The organism is Isoptericola sp. MSGPD8_1_ISO-PGPR-S23-394, from assembly GCF_058072785.1.
Genome location: NZ_CM176517.1, coordinates 2,702,088 through 2,724,730, shown reverse-complemented (window position 1 = coordinate 2,724,730; position 22,643 = coordinate 2,702,088). Strand labels below are relative to the sequence as shown.

The 22,643-nt window shown below is 72.9% G+C and carries 16 protein-coding genes and 1 pseudogene; 8 read left to right on the top strand and 9 right to left on the bottom strand.

Annotated elements, in window-relative coordinates; genetic code table 11:
* Window positions 1–8: 8 nt before the first annotated feature.
* Window positions 9–929 carry a sulfurtransferase gene (locus tag AC3RJ8_RS12550; RefSeq protein ID WP_489712939.1) on the bottom strand — a complete coding sequence of 307 codons (921 nt, stop codon included), beginning with the start codon at window positions 927–929 and terminating at the stop codon, window positions 9–11.
* Window positions 930–1,142: 213 nt separating this feature from the next.
* On the opposite strand from AC3RJ8_RS12550, the gene AC3RJ8_RS12545 reads away from it, so the two are divergent.
* The 4 genes from AC3RJ8_RS12545 (at window position 1,143) to AC3RJ8_RS12530 (ending at window position 5,611) form a co-directional block, all read left to right on the top strand.
* Entirely contained in the window at window positions 1,143–2,417 is a 1,275-nt protein-coding gene (locus AC3RJ8_RS12545; RefSeq protein WP_489712938.1) for a GAF domain-containing protein, read from the top strand.
* Between the two features lie 161 nt (window positions 2,418–2,578).
* Complete coding sequence (gene exaC, locus AC3RJ8_RS12540) at window positions 2,579–4,102, top strand: acetaldehyde dehydrogenase ExaC (RefSeq protein ID WP_489712937.1); 1,524 nt, start codon at window positions 2,579–2,581, stop codon at window positions 4,100–4,102.
* Window positions 4,103–4,105: 3 nt separating this feature from the next.
* Entirely contained in the window at window positions 4,106–4,507 is a 402-nt protein-coding gene (locus tag AC3RJ8_RS12535; protein ID WP_489712936.1) for a DUF779 domain-containing protein, read from the top strand.
* A gap of 66 nt (window positions 4,508–4,573) precedes the next feature.
* Complete coding sequence (locus AC3RJ8_RS12530; RefSeq protein ID WP_489712935.1) at window positions 4,574–5,611, top strand: hypothetical protein; 1,038 nt, start codon at window positions 4,574–4,576, stop codon at window positions 5,609–5,611.
* A 14-nt stretch (window positions 5,612–5,625) separates the two neighbouring features.
* On the opposite strand, the gene AC3RJ8_RS12525 is transcribed toward AC3RJ8_RS12530, so the two are convergent.
* Window positions 5,626–6,102, bottom strand: a complete 477-nt coding sequence (locus AC3RJ8_RS12525; protein ID WP_407318686.1) for an HNH endonuclease — start codon at window positions 6,100–6,102, stop codon at window positions 5,626–5,628.
* A 315-nt stretch (window positions 6,103–6,417) separates the two neighbouring features.
* Here AC3RJ8_RS12525 and AC3RJ8_RS12520 point away from each other — a divergent pair, with 315 nt between their 5' ends.
* A complete protein-coding gene (locus AC3RJ8_RS12520) occupies window positions 6,418–7,506 on the top strand; it encodes an FUSC family protein (protein WP_489712934.1) in 1,089 nt (362 codons plus the stop codon).
* Window positions 7,507–7,559: 53 nt separating this feature from the next.
* Here AC3RJ8_RS12520 and AC3RJ8_RS12515 read toward each other — a convergent pair whose 3' ends face one another.
* From AC3RJ8_RS12515 to aceA, 4 genes are all read right to left on the bottom strand, one after another.
* Window positions 7,560–8,477: a CHAD domain-containing protein gene (locus tag AC3RJ8_RS12515; RefSeq protein WP_489712933.1), complete on the bottom strand. Its 918-nt coding sequence runs from the start codon at window positions 8,475–8,477 to the stop codon at window positions 7,560–7,562.
* 37 nt (window positions 8,478–8,514) lie between these two features.
* Entirely contained in the window at window positions 8,515–8,943 is a 429-nt protein-coding gene (locus tag AC3RJ8_RS12510) for a hypothetical protein (protein ID WP_489712932.1), read from the bottom strand.
* Between the two features lie 143 nt (window positions 8,944–9,086).
* On the bottom strand, window positions 9,087–10,715 hold the full coding sequence (gene aceB, locus AC3RJ8_RS12505; protein WP_489715635.1) for a malate synthase A: 1,629 nt from the start codon (window positions 10,713–10,715) through the stop codon (window positions 9,087–9,089).
* Between the two features lie 176 nt (window positions 10,716–10,891).
* Window positions 10,892–12,235, bottom strand: coding sequence for an isocitrate lyase (gene aceA, locus AC3RJ8_RS12500; RefSeq protein WP_489712931.1), 1,344 nt, complete (start codon window positions 12,233–12,235; stop codon window positions 10,892–10,894).
* A 154-nt stretch (window positions 12,236–12,389) separates the two neighbouring features.
* Here aceA and AC3RJ8_RS12495 point away from each other — a divergent pair, with 154 nt between their 5' ends.
* Entirely contained in the window at window positions 12,390–13,883 is a 1,494-nt protein-coding gene (locus tag AC3RJ8_RS12495) for a helix-turn-helix domain-containing protein (RefSeq protein WP_489712930.1), read from the top strand.
* Window positions 13,884–14,096: 213 nt separating this feature from the next.
* Complete coding sequence (locus AC3RJ8_RS12490; RefSeq protein ID WP_489712929.1) at window positions 14,097–18,875, top strand: NAD-glutamate dehydrogenase; 4,779 nt, start codon at window positions 14,097–14,099, stop codon at window positions 18,873–18,875.
* 3 nt (window positions 18,876–18,878) lie between these two features.
* On the opposite strand, the gene AC3RJ8_RS12485 is transcribed toward AC3RJ8_RS12490, so the two are convergent.
* From AC3RJ8_RS12485 to AC3RJ8_RS12475, 3 genes and pseudogenes are all read right to left on the bottom strand, one after another.
* On the bottom strand, window positions 18,879–20,093 hold the full coding sequence (locus AC3RJ8_RS12485) for an acetyl-CoA C-acyltransferase (protein ID WP_489712928.1): 1,215 nt from the start codon (window positions 20,091–20,093) through the stop codon (window positions 18,879–18,881).
* Complete coding sequence (locus AC3RJ8_RS12480; RefSeq protein ID WP_407320858.1) at window positions 20,090–20,734, bottom strand: 3-oxoacid CoA-transferase subunit B; 645 nt, start codon at window positions 20,732–20,734, stop codon at window positions 20,090–20,092. Before AC3RJ8_RS12480 ends, AC3RJ8_RS12485 begins: the two co-directional genes overlap by 4 nt.
* A gap of 63 nt (window positions 20,735–20,797) precedes the next feature.
* A pseudogene (locus tag AC3RJ8_RS12475) lies at window positions 20,798–21,613 on the bottom strand (CoA transferase subunit A); the annotation flags it as partial.
* A gap of 132 nt (window positions 21,614–21,745) precedes the next feature.
* Here AC3RJ8_RS12475 and AC3RJ8_RS12470 point away from each other — a divergent pair.
* Entirely contained in the window at window positions 21,746–22,642 is an 897-nt protein-coding gene (locus AC3RJ8_RS12470) for a LysR family transcriptional regulator (RefSeq protein ID WP_489712927.1), read from the top strand.
* The last annotated feature ends 1 nt before the right edge of the window (window position 22,643 follow it).

Here is a 22,643-nt window from a genome sequence, read left to right as displayed (position 1 = left end):
TCGCTCGCTCAGGCGGCCTTCGGCGCCTCGCCCGGCTGGTCGCCCGCGACGATGGGCACGCGCACGGCGTTGCCCCACTCGGTCCAGGAGCCGTCGTAGTTGCGCACGTCCTCGATGCCCAGCAGGTAGTGCAGCGCGAACCAGGTGTGGCTGGAGCGCTCGCCGATGCGGCAGTAGGTGACGACCCGGTCGTCGGCCTGGATGCCCAGACCCCCGGCGGACGGGTCGGCGAGGTAGATCTGCTCGAGCTCGGCACGCGGCTTGTAGGTGCCGTCCTCGGCCACGGCGGTGGCCCACGGGACGTTGTGCGCGGTGGGGATGTGGCCGCCGCGCAGCACGCCCTCCTCGGGGTAGTCCGGGATGTGCAGCCGCTCGCCGGTGAACTCCTGGGGGGAGCGGATGTCCACGAGCGGACCCGTGCCGAGGTGCGCGAGCACGTCCTCCTTGAAGGCGCGGAAGGTGGAGTCGTCGCGGTCGACGGCGGGGTAGTCGGCCGGGGCCGGGCTCGGGACGTCCGTGGTCAGCTCACGGCCCTCGGCGACCCACAGGTTGCGGCCGCCGTCGAGCAGGCGGACGTCCTCGTGGCCGAACAGCGTGAAGACCCACGCGGTGTAGGCCGCCCACCAGTTGTTCTTGTCCCCGTACAGCACGATCGTCGTGTCGCGTCCGATGCCCTTGGAGCCGAGCAGCTCGGCGAAGCCGGGGCCGTCGAGGTAGTCGCGCTCGACCGGCAGGAGCAGGTCGGTGTGCCAGTCGATCTTCACGGCGCCGGGGATGTGCCCGGTCTCGTAGAGGAGCACGTCCTCGTCGGACTCCACGACGACGAGGCCCGGGTCGTCCAGGTGGTCCGCGAGCCAGCCGGTGGTGACGAGGCGCTCGGGGTGGGCGTACTCCTGCAGGCGCGGGGTCGGGTCCAGGGGTGCGGGCATGGTGTCCTCCAGCGGGTGAACGGGGAGCGGGTGTCGTCCCAGGTGGGTGCCTGCCCACACCCTAGGCAGGCATCGACCAGCGACGACACCCGGCGTCCATGATGTGGGACCACGATCTGAGACGCCGTCCGGAAGCCTCCCGGCGCTCACGACGCACCTCCCGGCACGCGGCCTACACTGGCCGGACCACCGCACGACGACGTCGGAGGCGCCATGCTGGACCGCCCTGCCGCGCAGGATCGCACCGCCCCACCGGCGCGCGGTGATGTCGTGCGCGACCGCCGGTCGGTGCGCACCGCCTACGACACCTTCCTCGGCACCGGGACGCTCTCACCTCGCCTCGACCCTCTCGTCGCCGCCTCCTGGCGGCGCAGCCTGCGCTCCGGCGTCGACCCGGACGTGCCGCACGCCGAGGCGGGGATCGACGACCATGCTCTCGACGAGTACCGAGCGGCCCATCCGCTGGCGCCCCTCATGCCGCTCGTGCGCGACCTCGTGGTCGACGCCGCCCGCGACGACGGGCTGGTCGTGGCGGTCTCGGACGACATCGGCCGGCTGCTGTGGGTCGAGGGCGACACCCGCACCCGCGCGACGGCGGAGCGGGTCGGGTTCGTCGCCGGGGCCGTCTGGCGCGAGGAGAACGTCGGCACCAACGCCCCGGGCACCGCGCTGGCCATCCGGCGCGCCGTGCAGGTACTGGGCGCCGAGCACTTCTCCCGGCCGGTGCAGTCCCTCAACTGTGCCGCCGCCCCGATTCGGGCCGCCGACGGCCGGCTCGTCGGCGTGCTGGATGTGACCGGTGGCCGGGCCGCCGCCTCGCACGTGGCCCTGTCGTTGGTGCGGGCCACCGTGGCCAGCCTCGAGCGCGAGCTCCGTGGACGGATCTCCGCGCCGGCTCCCACCGGGGGACCGGCCCGGCCCGTCCTGCGGCTGCTCGGCACGCCCTCCCTCCACGCGGCAGACGGTGAGCGGCGACTCTCGCCGCGGCACGCCGAGATCCTCGCGCTGCTCGGCGAGCACCCCCGTGGGCTCACCGCCGAGGAGCTGGCCGTGCTGCTGCACCCCGGCGCCCTGTCCGACGTCGCGGTCCGTGCCGAGATCTCCCGCCTGCGCCGCGTCGCCGGGGCGGCGGTCACCGGCTCGCGCCCCTACCGGCTTGCTCCGGGCGTCCGCAGCGACGTCGACGACGTGCGCGCCCACCTCGCCGCCGGACGCACGACGGCGGCGCTCGCCGCGTACTCCGGCCCGCTCCTGCCGCGCTCCCTCGCCCCCGGCGTCGAGCGTGCCCGGGTCGAGCTCGCCGCCGAGGTCCGCTCCGCCGTCCTGGGCGGCGCCGAGCCGGCCGCCCTGGACGCCTGGACGCGCACCGGCGACGGCGCCGACGACCTGGCGGCCTGGTCCCTCCTCGTGCGGGTCGCCGAGCACGGCAGCCCGCTGTGGCACCGCGCCCGCGCGCACCACGCCGTGCTCGACGCCGCCCTGCGCTGAGCGTCCACCGGGCGCACGGTCATGCGCCGGGCTGCGGCTGCAACGCTGCTGCAACCCTGCGCCGCCTAGCGTGACGGCCACGGCGCGAGGAGGCGCCGTCGTCGGCCGCCGGGCAAGGACCTGGCCGCAGGCGAGGTGCGTACTGCGAGGAGGCAGCCAGCATGACCGTCTACACGCCCCCGGGACAGCCCGGGTCGATCGTCGAGTACCGCAGCCGCTACGACCACTGGATCGGCGGCGAGTACGTGGCACCCGCCGGCGGGGAGTACTTCGAGAACCCCAGCCCCGTCACGGGCCGGACCTTCACCGAGGTCGCCCGCGGGACGGCCGACGACATCGAGCGCGCCCTCGACGCCGCCCACGGCGCGGCTCCGGCCTGGGGCCGCACGTCCGTCACCGAGCGGGCCAACGTCCTCAACGCCATCGCCGACCGCATCGAGGCGAACGTCGAGCGGATCGCCGTCGCCGAGAGCTGGGAGAACGGCAAGCCCGTGCGCGAGACGCTCGGCGCCGACATCCCGCTGGCGGTCGACCACTTCCGCTACTTCGCCGGCGCCATCCGTGCGCAGGAGGGCTCGATCTCCGAGATCGACGGCGACACCATCGCCTACCACTTCCACGAGCCGCTCGGCGTCGTCGGGCAGATCATCCCGTGGAACTTCCCGATCCTCATGGCCACCTGGAAGCTGGCGCCGGCGCTCGCGGCCGGCAACGCCGTCGTGCTCAAGCCCGCCGAGCAGACCCCGGCCTCGATCCTCTACCTCATGGACATCATCGGCGACCTGCTGCCGCCGGGGGTCCTCAACGTCGTCAACGGGTTCGGCGCGGAGGCCGGCAAGCCGCTCGCGTCCTCGCCGCGCATCCGCAAGATCGCCTTCACCGGCGAGACGACGACCGGCCGGCTGATCATGCAGTACGCGTCGCAGAACATCATCCCGGTGACGCTGGAGCTCGGGGGCAAGAGCCCGAACGTGTTCTTCTCCGACGTCGCGGACGCGCGGGACGACTTCTACGACAAGGCGCTCGAGGGCTTCACCATGTTCGCCTTCAACCAGGGCGAGGTGTGCACGTGCCCGTCGCGCGCCCTCATCCAGTCCGACATCTACGACCAGTTCCTCGGCGACGCGCTCGAGCGGACGAAGGCCGCCGTGCAGGGCAACCCCCTGGACACCGAGACGATGATCGGCGCCCAGGCCAGCAACGACCAGCTCGAGAAGATCCTGTCCTACCTCGACATCGGCAGGGCCGAGGGCGCGCGGGTGCTCACCGGCGGCGAGCGCGTCGACCTCGGCGGCGACCTGTCCGGCGGGTACTACGTGGCCCCCACCGTGTTCGAGGGCAAGAACTCCATGCGGATCTTCCAGGAGGAGATCTTCGGTCCCGTGGTGTCCGTGACCGACTTCGGCGACTACGACGACGCCATCAAGACCGCCAACGACACGCTCTACGGCCTCGGCGCGGGGGTATGGACCCGCAACGGGACGACGGCGTACCGCGCGGGCCGGGACATCCAGGCCGGACGCGTCTGGACCAACTGCTACCACGCCTACCCGGCGGCCGCGGCCTTCGGCGGCTACAAGGGCTCCGGCGTCGGGCGGGAGAACCACAAGATGATGCTCGACCACTACCAGCAGACCAAGAACCTGCTCGTCAGCTACTCCGGCGTGCGCGACGGGTTCTTCTAGGCCATGGCCGAGGCGACCCGCGTCGCCGTCACCGACGCCGCGGCCGAGCTCCTGGCTCGGCTGCGGCGCCGGCACGGCGACCTCATGTTCCACCAGTCCGGCGGGTGCTGCGACGGGTCCAGCCCGATGTGCTACCCCGCCGGGGACTTCCTGACCGGTGACGCGGACGTCCACCTGGGCGACCTGACCGTGGCGGACACCTCCGGGGCCGACGGCACGGCGACGTTCACCGTGCCGGTCTGGATGAGCCGGGCCCAGTTCGCGTACTGGAGCCACACCCACCTGACCATCGACGTCGTGCCCGGCCGCGGCGCCGGGTTCAGCGTGGAGGCGCCCGAGGGGGTGCGGTTCCTCATCCGCTCGCGACTGTTCACCGACGCCGAGGCGGAGGCGCTGCGCGGCTGAGGTGCGGCTCACGAGGTGCCGCCGCGGGGTACCGCAGCAGGGCCCGGACCGGCTATGTTGCACTCCGTGAGCACCGAAGCAGAGGCCTTCCCGTCCGTCTCGTCGCTGCCGGCATGGCTCGTGCCGTCCGTGTACCTGAACTGGTCCACCGACTGGTTGAACGAGTCCATCGCGATCGCGACCCGTTCCCACGAGCACTCGCTGCCCGGCGGCCCGGACGGACCCAAGCGGGGCGACGTCGTGGTCACCGTGCTCGGCGACGCGGGCGTCGTGGCGTCCGTGGAGCTGATGGGGTCCTCCGACGGCGACTCCTGGGTGACCGACGAGCTGTTCGGGCCGGACCGGCCCATCGTGTGGGCCGACCTGTTCGACGGCGCGGACGCCTACATCGGCTCCTCGGGGTGGCTGCCCGCCGAGCACGCGCGGGCGGTGCTCGACGGCGTGGCCAACCAGTTCCACGACGGCCCCGTCCACACCATCGACCCGGGCGACTGCGCCGAGGGCACCGCGGCCCCCGACGTGCACGTCCTGCGCGTGCTCGGCCACCGGGCGGTGTCCGGCTGGGCGATGCGCCGCGAGGAGCGCTGCGCCACCTGCGAGCGGTTCGTCGACGTCCACGAGCTGCAGGCGCACGACGACGGCGCGGTGCGGCTGGGCACGACGACGGCCGGCGGGCGCACCCTGGAGCAGGTCATCCGCGACGTGCACCTCATGTGCCCGCAGTGCCACGACCTCATGCACGCCCACTCCGTCTCCGCCCAGCGTGCCCGGCTGCGGCCGCAGTGCCCCGGCTGCGGCGTGCGCGGCAAGACCAAGCGCATCGTGTGGGGCATGACGTTCTCCGACGACGTCGTCAGCTCCGAGCCCGACGTCGTCTACGGCGGCTTCGAGGTGCCGGTGCCGGCCCCGGACTGGTACTGCACCGAGTGCCACGCCAACTTCGGCTCCACCGTCGTCGCGTCGCGTGTGCTCGACTCCGAGGGCCCGGCCGTGCCGCAGCCCGTGACCGGGGCGATCGCGCGCGTGGGCGACAACGACCTCGGTGCCACGGCGGACGAGCCGGACGCCGCGGACCCGCGGTGGGAGCCCGTCGAGGGGATCTGAGCCGCGACCGCCGCTCAGGCGGCGACGGGCCGGGCGCGCCGGTGGCGCCGAACCAGGCCGTGGTCGAACGGCGGGACGTAGGGCGCCAGACGCAACGGCATCCCGGCCTCCAGCGGTGTGCGGTCGGCCTTGCGGTGGTTGCAGGGCCGGCACGCCGCCACCAGGTTCAACCACGAGCTCTCGCCCCCGCGCGACCGGGGGACCACGTGGTCCACCGTCTGCGCCGGACCGCCGCAGTAGGCGCACGCGCCGTCTCGCCGCTTGATGCCGTCCTTGGTCACTGCCGGGCGTCCGCCGCCGCGGTAGAGCCACCGCATGGTCACGTACCGCACCAGTCGCAGGACACGGGGCAGCGGGTACGGGCCGAACGACTCGCCCTCGACGAACTCCTCGACCACCGCGACCTCGCGCACGAGCATCGTGATGGCGTGCTTGACCGACACTCGGTGCAGCGGCTCGTAGCCGGCGTTGAGGACCAGCACGTCGGCCACGGTCCTGCTCCTTCCTGCGGTGCACCGGCCTGGCCGGGCCGGTGCGGTCTGGGCGGCTCCCTCGACGTCTCGGTGTCACGGTCGCGACGGGCCCGGGCAGGCCCGCCGGACGGGCGCGCTGTGGCGTCCGTCACGGAAAATGTAAGGGTCCACGGCGCGGAGGTCCAGGGCTTTGGCGGTGGGTCTGCGTCCCCCCGGTGGCCGAACGTCCCGGTTCGGCACGGTTTGGGCTCCAGAACGGCCCGGACCGATGCGTGCGGCGTGGCGAGCCCGGCATTCCGGGCGTCGATGAGCGACATCGAGTTGACTGGGTCGATGGACACCGATCACGGCACGGTGCGCGCACGCACCAGCGCATGGTTGCGGTCGCCGACGAACCAGGTCGACATCCTGCAGACCGCCAAGGCAGCCGTCGCGGCGATGGTCGCCTGGGCGCTGGCCGAGATGGTGCTCGAGCTCCAGCAGGCCTTCCTCGCGCCCTGGATGGCGCTCCTGACGGTGCACGCCACCGTGTACCGCACGTTCTGGCGCGGCACCCAGACGGTGCTGGCCGTCGGCACGGGCATCCTGGTGTCCTTCGTCGTCGTGCAGGCGTTCGGCACGACGGTGCTGTCCTTCGGGCTGGCGCTCGTGGTGGGGCTGGTCCTCGCCCGGGCCAAGATCTACCGCGACGAGGGCATGACGATCGCCACCACGGTGGTGTTCATCATCACCGTGGGATACGACTCCTCGACCGAGCAGACGATCGACCTGCTGCCCGAGCGGCTGCTCGCGACCGCCATCGGCGTGCTCGTCGCACTGGTCGTGAACGTCACCGTCCTCCCCCCGCTCAACGACCGCAGCGCCCAGCAGCAGATCGACGCGATCGACCGCGGGCTGGGGGAGCTCCTCGGCGACATGGCGACGCAGCTGCGGCAGCCCTCGGAGGAGCAGGAGGAGGACGACTGGATCGAGCGCACGCGTGACCTCTCGACCGACGTCGACGACGCCTGGTCGCTCGTGCGCACGGCCCGGGAGAGCGGCTCGTGGAACCCTCGACGACGGCGGCATCCCGGCGACGAGCTCGAGAGCTACCCGCAGGTGCTCGTGCGCCTCGAGGAGGGGGTGTCGTACGCGCGCAGCATCGCCCGGCTCGTCCGCGAGTCCGACCGTGACGCCCAGACGTGGGAGCCGATGTTCCTCGAGCGCTACACCGACCTGCTCGCGGAGGCGGGGCGCCGGGTGGCGCAGCCGGAGCCCGAGCTCGCCGCGCTGCGGGACGATCTGCAGGCTCTCGCGAACGACCTGTCGACGGAAGATCTCTCGGGCAAGCTCTGGCCGCTCTACGGCGCGCTCATCGCGAACCTGCAGATGATCGTCGACGTGGTGGACGACGTCGCCACGGCTCGGCCGGTGCGGACCTGAGCCGGCCGCCCGCCACCGACGCCGTCGCGGCCCTGCGCGGGCGGTCCTGGAGATCAGCGACCGGCGGCGACCTCTCGGAGGCGCTCGACGGCCTCCTGTGCCGCGTCGAGGTGCTCGAGCCCCCGGCGGGCCGCTGCCCGGGCGAGCCTGTCGTACGGGGCGCGGTCACCGCCGTCGTCGGCCACCGTGTCGGCGAACGCAGAGACCTGGGCGCTGAGCAGCAGCGCGTCGCGGTGGTCGCCCAGAGCGGACTGCACCAGCTTGCCGGCAGCACCCAGCTCCCGCGCGGCCCTGCCGAGGACCCTGGTGGGCTGCCGCGTCACCGCGCGTGCCGCGTGGGACACGCGACGACCGGCCTTGCGCAGCTCGTGGGCCGTGGCGGACAGCTCCTCCAGCTCGTCCGTGGGCGCCTCCCGCAGCCGGTCGAGGTCGACCTCCTCCGCGGCCCTCAGCGCCTTGGTGACCGCCTTGTCGAGGCGCTTCCGCGCCACCTTGCGTGCCGGCTGGTCGGCCTTCGGGCCCTGGGGAGGGTCGGCCACCCAGCGCACGAGGTCGGCAGTGAGGTCGGCCATCACCGGCCCGTTCGCCCACTCCACCAGCCGCCGATGGGCGTCGTCGTGGCGGACCGTCGGGTCATCGATCAGCCGAGTCCGGGCCTGCCGGGACACCCGCGCGTGCGCGCCGACGGCGTCGACGTCGGCGATCCGGACCTCCAGGTCCCGCACCGCGCCCAACAGGTCGCCGAGTACCCGGAGCCGGCCGCGCAGCGCGTTCGCAGGTGCCTTGCCGAACACCGGGCGATAGACGGAGAGCACCGTGCGCAGCCTGCGGACCGCGGTCCGCAGGCGGTGCACGGCGTCCGGTTCGTCGGCCAGCGCGGCCGGGACGCGCTGCTCGATGCGCCGGACGTGGTCGGCCACCACCATCGCGAACAGCTCGCCGGCCCTGCTGGAGCTCCAGGGGTTCGACACCCGTCCACGCTACGTCGGGATGCGGTCCACGGAGGGGTCAGCCGGCGTCGTCCATAGCCAGGGGCCGCACTGCGCCGCCGGCGGCGACGAACAGCCCGTGCAGCCGGAAGCCGTGCTCGGCGGCCTGGGCGCGCAGGGCGTCGTTCCAGGCGCGGTCGGCCGCGGAGACGGACCGCTCGCCGGGGCGTTCGAGCATGGCCACGACGGAGCCGCCGGGGACGGACTGCCGCGTGACGGAGGCGATCACGCCCCCGAACCGGGCGGCGTCGTCGTCGCTGGGGCGGTCGGGGACGTCGCGGACGGGCACGGCGATGCCGGTGACGCGGTCGTCGGCGTCGAGCCAGGCGAGGGTGAGCACCCGCTGTCGGGGCAGGACTCCGCCGCACAGGAAGGTCGCGAGCTCGAGGAGGGCGGCGTCGTCGGCGACCTTGTCGCCCGGGTGGAAGGAAGCGGTGGTGAGGTCCATGACGTCCACCCTCGCGAACCCGCGCCCACCCCGCCGCCGTCATCCACAGCCTGTGGACAGCCCCCTCCAGGTCCGGTGCCGAACAGGAGGTTGGGCCCGCTTTGCAAGGTCAAAGCGGGCCCAACCTCCTGTTCGGCACCCGCTCAGAAGTAGCGGGCGTACGCGCTCGTCGTGAGGAACGGCGGGAACTCGTCACCCATCGCCACCTCGCGGAAGATCGCCGCGGCGTCGTCGAGCCGGTCGCCGGCCGTCCGAGGTGTGGAGCGCAGCAGCTCGCGCAGCATCGACTCGCACAGCGCCCGGGTCACGGCGACGCCGTCGTCCGTCACCGTGCCGCAGTGGATCCACTGCCACACCTGGGACCGGGAGATCTCCGCCGTGGCGGCGTCCTCCATGAGCGAGTCCAGGGCCGCCGCCCCGCTGCCCCGCAGCCAGGAGGCGATGTACCGGACCCCGACGGAGATGTCGGTGCGCAGCCCGGCCTCGGTGATCGTGGCGCCCTCCCGCCGGGCCGAGGCGACGTCGAGCAGCTCCGCCTGGCCGACCGTCACGTCGTCCCGCAGCCGCTCGACCTGGTTCTCGCGCTCCCCGAGCACGGCGTCGAACGCCCCCCGCGCGACCGGGATGAGGTCGGGGTGGGCCACCCACGACCCGTCGAACCCGTCGCCGGCCTCGCGCTCCTTGTCGGCGCGGACCTTCGCGAAGGCCTGCTCGGTCACCTCGGGCGACCGACGGTCCGGGATGAAGGCGCTCATGCCGCCGATGGCGTGCGCCCCGCGACGGTGGCACGTCGCGACCAGCAGCTCGGTGTAGGCCCGCATGAACGGCGCGGTCATCGTCACCTGGGCGCGGTCGGGCAGCACGTAGGAGTCGCCGCGGTTGCGGAAACACTTGATGACGCTGAACAGGTAGTCCCAGCGGCCGGCGTTGAGCCCGGCGCAGTGGTCGCGCAGCTCGTAGAGGATCTCCTCCATCTCGAACGCGGCCGGGAGCGTCTCGATGAGCACCGTGGCGCGGATCGTGCCGCGCGGGATGCCGAGCGCCTCCTGCGCCAGCTCGAAGACCTCGTTCCACAGCCGGGCCTCACGGTGGCCCTCCAGCTTCGGCAGGTAGAAGTACGGCCCCCGCCCGCGTCCGATCAGCTCGTGGGCGTTGTGGAAGAGGTAGAGCCCGAAGTCCACCAGCGAGCCGGACGCCGGCTGCGTGGAGCCGTCCGTGCCGGTGTAGGCCAGGTGCGACTCGAACAGGTGCCACCCGCGCGGCCGGAACACGATGGTCGGCATCTCGGTGAGCTCCGCGGTCCGCAGCGCGTACCGCTTGCCCGGCGTCCGTCCGCCGTCCGACGACGCTGCCTCGTACGTCAGCTCGCCCCGGATCGCGGAGCGCAGCGCACGCTGGCCGCCGACGACGTTCGCCCACGTCGGGCTGGAGGCGTCCTCCGCGTCGGCCAGCCACACCTTCGCCCCCGAGTTGAGCGCGTTGATCGTCATCTTCGGGTCGGTGGGCCCGGTGATCTCGACACGGCGGTCCGAGAGCCCAGGCGCTCCGGCGCAGCCCGCGACGCGCCACGACGGGTCGTCGCGCACCGGGCGGGTGACGGGCAGGAAGTCCGGGTCCGCGCCGTCGGCGATCTCGCGGGTGCGGCGCTGCCGGGTGAGCAGCAGCTCGGTGCGCGCGTCGGCGAACTGGTCGTGCAGCAGGGCGAGGAACTCCAGCGCCGCCGGGGTGAGGATCTCCTCGGAGCCGGGCACCGTGGGTCCGACGACGTCCATGGTTCCTTCAGCGATGGTGGCGGAGTCGGCCAGGGCGGTGCCGCGCGGCGGCGTCGCGGGCGAGCCGGTCGAGCGGGCCAGGGTGCGGGGAGGGTCGGCGATCGTGGTCATGGTGTACCTCCAGGGTGCCGCGGCGGGACGCGGGGAGCGTCCCGCCGCGACGGGTGGTGAGCGAGTCAGAACTGAGCGGCCTCGGTGGAGCCGGCGAGCGCGAGGGTGGCGGCGTCGGGGTTGAGCGCCGTGGACACGCGGTCGAAGTAGCCGGTGCCCACCTCTCGCTGGTGCTTCGTGGCGGTGTAGCCGCGGGTCTCGGCGGCGAACTCGGCCTCCTGCAGCTCCACGTAGGCCGTCATCTGCTCACGGGCGTAGCCGTGGGCCAGGTCGAACATGGAGTGGTTGAGGGCGTGGAAGCCCGCCAGGGTGATGAACTGGAAGCTGAAGCCCATGGCGCCGAGCTCGCGCTGGAACTTCGCGATCGTGTCGTCGTCGAGGTGCTTCTTCCAGTTGAACGACGGCGAGCAGTTGTACGCCAGCATCTGGTCGGGGAACTCCGCCTTGACGGCCTCGGCGAAGCGCCGGGCGAGGTCCAGGTCCGGCGTCCCGGTCTCCATCCAGATGAGGTCGGCGTACGGCGCGTAGGCGTGGGCACGGGCGATGCACGGCTCGATGCCGTTGCGCACCTCGTAGAAGCCCTCACCGGTGCGCCCGCCGGTCAGGAAGGGCCGGTCGCGCTCGTCGACGTCCGAGGTCAGCAGGGTGGCAGCCTCGGCGTCGGTGCGGGCGATGATGACGCTCGGCACGTCGGAGACGTCGGCCGCCAGGCGCGCCGCGTTGAGGGTGCGCACGTGCTGCTTGGTGGGGATGAGCACCTTGCCGCCGAGGTGGCCGCACTTTTTCTCCGAGGCGAGCTGGTCCTCCCAGTGCACGCCCGACGCGCCGGACGCGATCATCGACTTCATGAGCTCGTAGGCGTTGAGCGGACCGCCGAAGCCCGCCTCGGCGTCGGCCACGATCGGCGCCAGCCAGTTGCGCGACGGAGGGTTTCCCGCGCTCTCGGAGACGTCGATCTGGTCGGCGCGCAGCAGCGCGTTGTTGATGCGACGCACGACGGCGGGCACGGAGTTGGCGGGGTAGAGCGACTGGTCGGGGTACGTCTGCCCGGACAGATTGGCGTCACCGGCCACCTGCCAGCCCGAGAGGTAGATCGCCTTGAGGCCCGCCTTGACCTGCTGCACGGCCTGGTTGCCGGTCAGGGCACCGAGGGCGTTGACGTAGTCCTCGGTGTGCAGCAGCTCCCACAGGAGCTCGGAGCCGCGGCGGGCGAGGGTGTGCTCCTCGCCGACGGAGCCTCGCAGGGCGACGACGTCCTCGGCCGTGTAGTCCCGCGTGATGCCGGCCCAGCGGGGGTCGGTGGCCCACTGCTCGGCGAGCGCGGCGGCGGTGGTCACCTGGTCGCCGGGACGACGCGTCGTCGCGGTGGTGCCGGCCGTCTGGGCCTCGGTCTCGAGGATCGCGGTCATGGTCCTGCCTTTCGTCGTTCGGCCTGCCGAGGGAATCGCCCTCGAGACCGACTCTGCGGCCTGCACAACCCCTGCGGCGAGGATCTGGGGGAAGAAGTTTCGCGGTTCTTCTGGTTGGCAGAAACCGTGGCGCATGTCACGCTGGGGCATGGCCATGACGACGACGTATCGGCCGCCGGCGGCGCCTCCCGCGCCGTCCCCGGCCACGGACGAACCGGACGCGCTGACGATCGGGCGCCGTGTCCGGCACCTGCGTCAGCAGCGGGGGATGACGCTCGAGGCGCTCGGAGACGCTGTCTCACGTGCTCCGTCGCAGATCTCCATGCTCGAGAACGGCAAGCGGGAACCGACCATCGCCCGCCTGCAGGCGATCGCCCGCGCGCTCGGCACCAGCGTGGACGACCTGCTCTCCCCGGAGGCCCCCTCGCGGCGCGACGCGCTCGAGATCGAGCTGGAGCGTGTGCAAAGAGGGCCGCTCTTCTCCGCGCTCGGCGTCAAGCCGGTCCGGGTCGGGAAGTCGCTGCCCACCGACGCCCTGGAAGCGATCGTGTCGCTGCAGGCCGAGCTCGAGCGGCTGCACTCCGAGCGCGCCCTCACCCCCGAGGAGGCGCGACGGGCGAACACCGAGCTGCGTGCCGACATGCGAGCCCAGGACAACTACTTCCCGGACCTGGAGATCGTCGCCCGCTCCCTGCTCGACGACGTCGGGCACACGCGCGGTCCGGTGCCGCAGCGGGCGGCGGTCGACATCGCCTCGCACCTGGGGTTCTCGATCCACTACGAGTCCGACCTGCCGCACTCGACGCGCGCCGTCATCGACCAGCGCCACCACCGGGTCTACCTGCCGAGCAACGGCATCCGCGGCCGGTCCGACGCCCGCTCGGCGCTGCTGCAGGCGCTGGCCTCGCACGTCCTCGAGCACGCCGAGCCGCGCGACTACGGCGAGTTCCTGCGTCAGCGTGTCGAGGCCAACTACCTGTGCGCGGCGTTGCTGCTGCCCGAGCGCGAGGCCGTGAAGCACCTGCGCGAGGCCAAGGACGCCCGGGCGATCTCCATCGAGGACCTGCGCGACGCCTTCGCGGTGTCCTACGAGACGGCCGCCCACCGGTTCACCAACCTCGCCACCCGCCACCTGGGCATCGGGGTGCACTTCATGAAGGTCCACGAGTCGGGAGCGATCCACAAGGCGTACGAGAACGACGGTGTGCGGTTCCCGGGCGACGCGCTCGGCACCGTGGAGGGTCAGCACGTGTGCCGGCACTGGACGGCCCGGGTGGTGTTCGACATCGCCGACCGGCTCAGTCCCTACTACCAGTACACCGACACCCCGACGGGGACCTACTGGTGCACCTCCCGGGTCTCGGACACGCCCGACGGCCGGTTCTCTGTCAGCGTGGGTGTGCCGTACGCGCAGGTCAAGTGGTTCCTGGGACGCGAGACGACGGCGCGCTCCACCTCGCGCTGCCCTGACGAGTCGTGCTGCCGCCAGCCCTCGCGCCCGCTGGCCGAACGGTGGGACGGGCACGCCCTGCCCAGCGCGCGCCCGCACGCCTCGATGCTCGCCGCGATGCCCTCGGGGGCGTTCCCCGGCGTGGACACCACCGCGGTGTACGAGTTCCTGGAGCGTCATGCCCCGCGCGACGTCTGACCCTCCCTCCCGAGCTGTCAGGCCCTCGTCGGCGTCCACCCCGTCCTCGTCCTGACAGCTCGGGGCAGTGCCCAGTTGTCAGACCCACGACCCGGTACGCACCGACCAGGATCTGACAGGCCGGGAGGGCTGACCGGTGGAGAGAGCGGCCCTTGGATAGCATCGAGACGACCCAGCCACGGTCGGCACCACCGATGCAGAACGAAGAGGTTCATGACCGACGACGCCGCCTCGGACCCGCAGATCCTCCGAGCCCTCGAGGCGTACCCCGACGAGGTGCGCCGCCGCGCGCAGCAGCTGCTGACGGCCTATACCGCCGAGGACCTCGCCGAGCGGGAGCCACGGGACATCGTCGGCGCCGTGGTCTCGACGGTCCGCTTCGCCGGTCACCGCGAACCCGGTCGGACGCTCGTGCGGGCGTTCACCCCGACGCTGCGGGAGGACGGCTGGACGTCGCGCCGCACGGTGGTCGACGTCTGCACCGACGACGCGCCGTTCCTCGTCGACTCCGTGGATGCCGCCGTCACCCGGCACGGCTGCACCGTCCACCTGCTCCAGCACCCCGTGGTCGGGGTCCGCCGGGACGAGCGCGGCGAGCTGCTCGAGATGGGCGCGCACGGCGGCCGACCCGAGTCGTGGATGCACCTGGAGACGGACCGGATCGCCGGGGAGGAGGACCGCGACGCGCTGGTCGAGCGGATCCAGGGCGTCGTCGGTGACGTGCACCGCGCCGTCGGCGACTGGTCGGCGATGCGGCGCGCCTGCCTCGACATCTGCACGGACCTGCGGGTCCAGCCTCCTCCCACCGCCGACCCGGACAGCATCGCGCCGACCATCGAGTTCCTCACCTGGCTCGCCGAGGACCACTTCACGTTCCTCGGCTACCGGGAGTACACCCTCGACACGCTCGACGGCGAGGACGTGCTGCGCCCCCTGCCCGACACGGGCCTGGGCATCCTGCGCCGGCCGACCTCCGCCGTCGTGCACCTGCGGCCCGAGGCGCGGCGCACCGCTCGCGAACCGCGGCTGCTGACCATCACCAAGGCGAACTCCCGCGCCACCGTCCACCGGGACGTCTACCTCGACTACATCGGCGTGCGCACGTTCGACGACGCCGGGAACGTGACCGGTGAGCGCCGGATCCTCGGGATGTTCACCTCCGCGGCCTACGCGTCCTCGGTGCTGACCGTGCCCATCGTCGCGGCCAAGGCGCGCGCCGTGCTCCGCGCGTCCGGGTTCGCACGCGACTCGCACTCCGGCAAGGACCTCCAGCAGGTGCTGGAGCTGTACCCGCGCGACGAGCTCTTCCAGGACACGCCGGAGCACCTCTACGAGGTCGCCAGCCAGGTCACCCGGCTGCGCGAACGTCGTCGGACACGGATCTTCCTGCGCAGCGACGAGTTCGGCCGCTTCGTCTCGGCGATCGTCTACCTGCCGCGCGACCGCTACAACACCACCGTGCGCCTGCGTATCGAGGCGCTGCTGCGGGACGCCTTCGGTGCAGAACGGGTCGAGCACGCCACCCGGGTGGGCGACTCCCCGCTGGCCCAGCTGCACTTCGTGGTGCGGGTGCCCCGGGACACGGTCGTGGGCGAGATCGACGACGAGGAGCTGCAGCGGCGGCTCGAGGACGCCGTGCGCACGTGGAGCGCGGCGCTCGTGGACGAGCTGCACCACGTCCACGGCGAGGAGGAGACCGCCGACGTCCTGGCCCGCTACGGATCGGCGTTCCCGGAGGCGTACAAGGAGCAGGTCGCACCCTCGGCGGCCGTCGGGGACATCGCCCGGCTCGACTCGTTGTCCGAGGATCGGCCCATCGCGGTGCACCTGTACGACCCGAACGACGACGACCCGCGCGAACGGCGCCTCACGGTGGCCTCCCTGCACGAGCAACGGCTCACCCGGGTGCTCCCGCTGCTCACCGACCTCGGCGTCGACGTCCTCGACGAACGGCCCTACGCGCTGCGTCTCGCGGACGGCACGACCCGGTACATCTCCGACTTCGGGATCACCGCGCCCGACCCGGCGCTGTGGGAGGCCGACGACGCCGCCGAGGCGCTCGAGGACACCTTCCGCGCGGTGTGGTCGGGTGCCGCCGAGAGCGACGAGCTCAACGCGCTCGTGCTCCAGGCGGGGCTGTCCTGGCGGGACGTGGTGATCCTGCGGGCGGTCGGGCGCTACCTGCGCCAGGCGGGCTCGGCGTTCTCCATGGAGTACATCGACGAGGCGCTGATCGCGCATCCGGACAAGGCTGCCGACCTGGTCCGGCTGTTCGCGCTGCGGTTCGACCCCGAGCTCGCCGACGGTCGGGACGAGGCGGTCCGGCGGGCCACGGACGCGTTCGTCGACGCCCTGGACGACGTCGCGAGCCTCGACCACGACCGCATCCTGCGGTCGTTCGTCGGCGTCGTCGACGCCACGCTGCGCACCAACTACTACACCCGGGACGCCGCCGGGTCACCGAAGCCCTGGGTGTCGATGAAGCTCGACTGCGCCCGGGTCCCCGACCTGCCGCTCCCGCACCCGATGGTGGAGATCTGGGTGTACTCGCCGCGGGTCGAGGGTGTGCACCTACGGTTCGGCAAGGTCGCGCGCGGCGGTCTGCGCTGGAGCGACCGGCGCGAGGACTTCCGCACCGAGGTGCTGGGTCTGGTCAAGGCGCAGATGGTCAAGAACGCCGTGATCGTTCCCACCGGCTCCAAGGGCGGGTTCGTGGCCAAGCGGCTGCCGGACGCCGGCGACCGCGCGGCGTGGCTCGCCGAGGGGCAGGAGGCCTACCGCACCTTCATCCGCGGGATGCTGGACATCACCGACGACCGCGCCGGCACCGACGTCGTCCCGCCGGACCGCGTCGTCCGTCACGACGGCGACGACCCCTACCTCGTGGTGGCGGCGGACAAGGGGACCTCGTCCTTCTCCGACATCGCCAACGAGATCTCCCGGGAGTACGGGTTCTGGCTCGACGACGCCTTCGCCTCGGGCGGCTCGGACGGCTACGACCACAAGGCGATGGGGATCACGGCGCGCGGGGCCTGGGAGTCGGTGAAGCGGCACTTCCGCGAGCTCGGCCACGACGTACAGTCGCAGGACCTCACGGTGGTCGGCGTCGGGGACATGTCGGGCGACGTGTTCGGCAACGGCATGCTGCTCTCGGAGCACATCCGGCTGGTGGCGGCGTTCGACCACCGGCACGTCTTCGTCGATCCCGACCCCGACGCCGCGACGTCGTACGCCGAGCGGCGCCGGCTCTTCGTGCTGCCGCGGTCCACGTGGGCCGACTACGACCGCGACCTGATCTCCGCGGGTGGCGGGGTCTTCCCGCTGACGGCCAAGTCGATCCCGGTGACCGCGCAGATGGCCGAGGCGCTCGGCCTCGAACCGGACGTGACCGCCCTGACCCCGAACGAGCTGAAGAGGGCCGTGCTGCTCGCCCCGGTCGACCTGTTCTGGAACGGCGGGATCGGTACCTACGTCAAGGCGGTCGGCGAGTCGCACGCCGAGATCGGCGACCGGGCGAACGACGCGATCCGCGTCGACGGCGCCGACCTGCGCGTGAAGGTCGTGGGGGAGGGCGGCAACCTCGGCGTCAGCCAGCGGGGACGTATCGAGGCGGCGATGTCCGGCGTCCAGATCAACACCGACGCGATCGACAACTCGGCCGGGGTCAGTACCTCCGACCACGAGGTCAACATCAAGATCCTGCTCGGCACGGTGATGCGTGCCGGTCGGCTGACGCCGGCCGACCGCAACGTGCTGCTCGAGTCCATGACCGAGGAGGTGGCCGAGCAGGTCCTGCGGGACAACTACGAGCAGAACGTCCTGCTGGGCAACTCCCGGGCGAACGCCGCGGTGATGCTCCCGGTGCACGTCCGGCTGATGACCTCTCTGGAAGCGCGCGGAGAGCTCGACCGGGACCTGGAGGCGCTGCCTGACGCCGCGGAGATCGCGGTGCGGATCGAGCAGCAGCAGGGCCTGACCCGACCGGAGTTCGCGGTCCTCATGGCGCACGCCAAGCTCGCGCTGAAGGCGGACCTCACCGAGTCGGACCTCGCGGACGACCCCTGGTTCGCCCGCACGCTGGCCGCCTACTTCCCCCGCGAGATCCGCGAGGGCTACGCCGACGACCTTCCGTCGCACCCTCTCGCCCGCGAGATCGTCGTCAACGCGGTGGTCAACTCGATGGTCAACCGCGGGGGGATCTCCTTCGCCTTCCGCGCCACGGACGAGACGGGTGCGCCGACGGAGCAGATCGCGCGGGCGTTCGTCGCGGCGCGGGAGATCCTGGACCTGCACGGGTTCGTCGACGCGGTCGAGTCCACCGACAACGTCGTGGCCACGAGCGTGCAGACCGACCTGTACCTCGAGTTCCGCCGGCTGCTCGACCGCGCCGCCCGCTGGTTCGTGCAGCACCGCGCGGACCGGGTCGACGTGGGTGCGGAGATCGAGGCCTTCTCCGGCCCGGTGCGCACGTACGCGTCGCGGCTGGACGAGCTCCTGCGCGGTACGGAGCTGGAGGAGTACACGGAGCGGGTGGCCGAGCTGGAGGAGGCGGGCTGCGACCCGGCGCTCGCCCGCCGGGGGGCGGGTCTGCTGGGGTCGTTGCCCCTGCTGGACGTCGCCGAGATCGCCGCCACCCGGGACTGCGACCTCGACGAGGTGGCGCAGACCTACTTCGCCCTCTCGGGTCGCATCGGCCTGGCCGACCTGCTCACCGCCGTGTCCGGTCTGCGGCAGGACGACCGGTGGGACTCGATGGCGCGCGCCGCGCTGCGCGACGACCTGTACGCCGTGACGGTGGAGCTGACGGCGTCCGTGCTGGAGCACACGGACGCCGGGCAGGACGCCGCCGCGCGGATCGAGACGTGGCTCGACGGCGGCGGCGCGACGACACGGCGGGCGATGGACGCCCTGGCCACCGCGCACGCCGTGGAGGGGCCAGGCCTGGCGGCCCTCTCCGTCGCGCTGCGCCAGCTGCGCTCCCTCGTGCGCTGAGGCTCACGCCTCCAGCAGCAGCGCCTCGCCCTGCCCGCCGCCGCCGCACAGCGCGACGGCGGCCCGCGCGTCCTCCTGGCCGGCGGTGCGACGCCTGGCGAGCTCGTGCACCGCGTGGACGGCCAGGCGCGCTCCGGACGCCCCGATGGGGTGACCGAGCGAGATGCCGCCGCCGTGCGGGTTGACGACGTCCGACGGCAGCCCGAGCGCCCGCGTCGAGACCGCGGCCACGACCGCGAACGCCTCGTTGATCTCGACGTGGTCGAGGTCCTGCGCGGACCAGCCCTCACGGCTCAGCGCCGCGGAGATCGCGTGCGCGGGCTGCGAGTGCAGCGAGGTGTCCGGACCGGCGACCTGACCGGCCGAGCGCACGGTGGCCAGGACCAGGACCCCGGCCGCCTCGGCGCGCGCCCGCGTGGTCAGGACCAGAGCCGCGGCACCGTCGGAGATCTGCGAGGAGTTGCCGGCCGTCAGGGTCCCGGAGGGGGAGAACGCGGGACGCAGCCGCGCCAGGCTCTCGGCGGTGGTGTCGGGCCGCACGCCCTCGTCGGAGGAGACGACGACGGGATCGCCCTTGCGCTGCGGCACCTCGACGGGTGCGAGCTCGGCGGTGAAGACGCCGTCCTTGGCGGCGCGAGCCGCCCGCTGGTGCGAGGCGGCCGCGACGGCGTCCTGCTCCTCGCGCGAGACGAACACGTCGTCGGTGTTGTGCTCCTCCGTGCTCAGGCCCATCGCCTGGCCGTCGAACGCGTCCGTGAGCCCGTCGCGGGCGACGGCGTCGAGCAGCGTCGCGTCGCCGTACCGGAAGCCGGAGCGGGCACCGGGCAGGAGGTGCGGGGCGTGGGTCATCGACTCCTGACCACCGACCAGGACGGCGGTGGCCTCGCCGGTGCGCAGCAGACGCGCGCCGTCGACGACGGCCGTCAGCCCTGACAGGCACACCTTGTTGACGGTGACGGCGGGCACGGTCATCGGGACGCCGGCGGCGACGGCGGTCTGCCGGGCCGGGTTCTGCCCGGCGCCGGCCTGCAGCACCTGGCCGACGATCACGGCGTCGACCGCCGCGGCGGCGTCCGCGGCGCCGGCGAGCGCCGCACGGGCGGCGACGGTGCCCAGCTCGACGGCGGACAGCGTGGCGAGGGAGCCGCCGAGACGCCCCTGCGGGGTGCGGGCGGCGGAGACGACGACGACGTCGTCGGGTCGGGGAGCGCTGGTCATGGCTGAGCCTTTCTCGGTGAGTCGGTGCCCGCGTCGATGCGCAACGGTGCCCCGGTGGCGGCGACGACCTCGTCCGTCGTCACCCCGGGGGCGAGCTCGCGGAGCACGAGGCCGTCGTCCGTCACGTCGATGACGGCGAGGTCGGTGATGATGCGGTCGACGACGCCGCGTCCGGTGAGCGGCAGGGTGCACTCGGGCAGAATCTTCGGGGACCCGTCTCGGGCGGTGTGGTCCATGAGGACGATGAGCCGGCGGGCACCGTTGACGAGGTCCATCGCGCCGCCGGGACCCTTGACCATCTTGCCGGGGATCATCCAGTTGGCCAGGTCGCCGGTGGCGGAGACCTGCATGGCGCCGAGGATTGCGGCGTCGATCTTGCCGCCGCGGATCATCCCGAAGCTGGTGGCGGCGTCGAACACCGACGCCCCGGGCAGCAGCGTCACGGTCTCCTTGCCGGCGTTGATCAGGTCCGGGTCGACCTCGTCCTCGGTGGGGTAGGGGCCCACGCCGAGCAGGCCGTTCTCGGACTGCAGGACGAGGTGGCGGCCGGGTGGGACGTGGTTGGGCACGAGCGTGGGCATCCCGATGCCGAGGTTGACCGACGAACCGTCGACCAGCTCCGCGGCGGCGCGCGCGGCCATCTCGTCGCGGGTGCGGCCCCGGCGGGGCGCGTCGGGCTCCGACGGCGGGGCGCCAGGAGCCGCGGCCGACGACGGCGCCCCGGCGGGCCGGGTGGTGCGCTTCTCGATCCGCTTCTCGATCCCGGTGCCCACCGGCACCACGCGGTGCACGTAGACGCCCGGCAGGTGGATCTCGTCGGGGTCGAGCTCGCCGGGTTCGATGAGCTCCTCCACCTGGGCGACGCACACGCGTCCGGCCATGGCGGCCTGCGGTGCGAAGTTGCGCGCGGAGCGGTGGAAGACCAGGTTGCCGTACCGGTCGCCCCTCGCGGCGTGCACGAGCGCGAAGTCGGTGCTGATCGCCTCCTCGAGGACGTACTCCGTCGCGCTGCCGTCCGGCGCCGCGGGATCGGCGAAGGTCCGCACGTCCTTCGCCGGTGAGGCGAGCGCCACGCCGCCGTCGCCGTCGTAGCGCTGCGGGAGTCCGCCGTCGGCGACCTGGGTGCCGATGCCGGCCCGGGTGTAGAAGGCGGCGATGCCGGAGCCGCCGGCCCGCAGCTTCTCGGCGAGCGTGCCCTGCGGGGTGAGCTCGAGCTGGAGCTCGCCGGAGAGGTAGCGACGCGCGAACTCCTTGTTCTCGCCGACGTACGACGCCGTGATGCGCCGGATGCGGTCGGCGGCGAGCAGGATGCCGAGGCCCCAGTCGTCGACGCCGCAGTTGTTGCTCACGACCCACAGGTCGCGCGTGCCCTGCGCGAGCAGGGCCTCGATCAGGGCGACCGGGTTGCCGCACAGGCCGAAACCGCCGACGGCCAGGGAGGCGCCGTCGGGGATGTCGGCCACCGCGTCGGCCGCCGCGGCGACGACCTTGTCGGGTCCCGGGTGCAGGGCGGTGGGCATGGCAACCTCCGGCGTCGTCGACAGGGCGTCACGTGCGATCGTCCTTCGATGGTCACAGGCACGCGATGTGCGCGCAACGCTCATCGAGGCACACCCGGTGTGCACAGATGCACGATCGACTAGCGTGGCGGCATGCCGACGCCGTCAGCCGACCACCTGCTCGTGCTGCTCGCCGTCGCGCGCACCGGGCGCTACACGACGGCAGCCGCCGAGCTCGGGGTCACGCACACCACCGTGGCGCGGACCGTCGCGGCCCTGGAGCGCAGCCTCGGCGACCGGGTGCTCGTGCGGGGCACCGACGGATGGGAGCTCACCGCGCTGGGGGAGCGGGCGACGCGTGCCGCCGAGGCCGTCTCGGACGCCGTCGGCCGTCTCGTCGCCGACGACGGCGAGGCCGACCCGGTCACGGGGGTGGTGCGGATGACGGCCACCGACGCGTTCAGCGCCTACGTGGTCCCGCCCGCCGTGGTCGGGCTGCGACGGGACCACCCCGACCTCGCGGTCGAGGCCATCACCGTGACCCGGCGCCCCGCCCAGCACCGGTCGGGCGTGGACATCGAGGTGGTGGTCGGCGACGCCCCCGCGCCACGGGCCCAGGTGGTGCCGCTCGGCCAGTTCGAGCTCGGGATGTACGCCTCGCGCGACTATCTCGCCGAGCACGGGACGCCGCGGACCGTCGCCGAGCTCGCCGGGCACGGGCTCGTGCACTTCATCGACTCGATGCTGCAGGTGGACGACCTCGACACGCCGCGCCGGCTCGTGCCGGGCATCCGGGACGCCATGACGTCCACCAACGTGTTCGTGCACGTGGAGGCCACGCGCGCGGGGGCCGGCGTCGGGTTCGTGCCGTGCCTGGCCGCCGACCGGCACCCGGACCTCGTCCGGCTGCTGCCCGACCAGGTTCGTGACCGGCTGCCGTACCGGGCGCTCGTGCACCCCGAGTCGTGGCGCCGGCCCGCCGTCGCAGCCGTCCTGGAGGCGCTGCGACGGCAGGTCGAGGTGCAGCGGGACGCGCTGCTCGGCCGCTGAC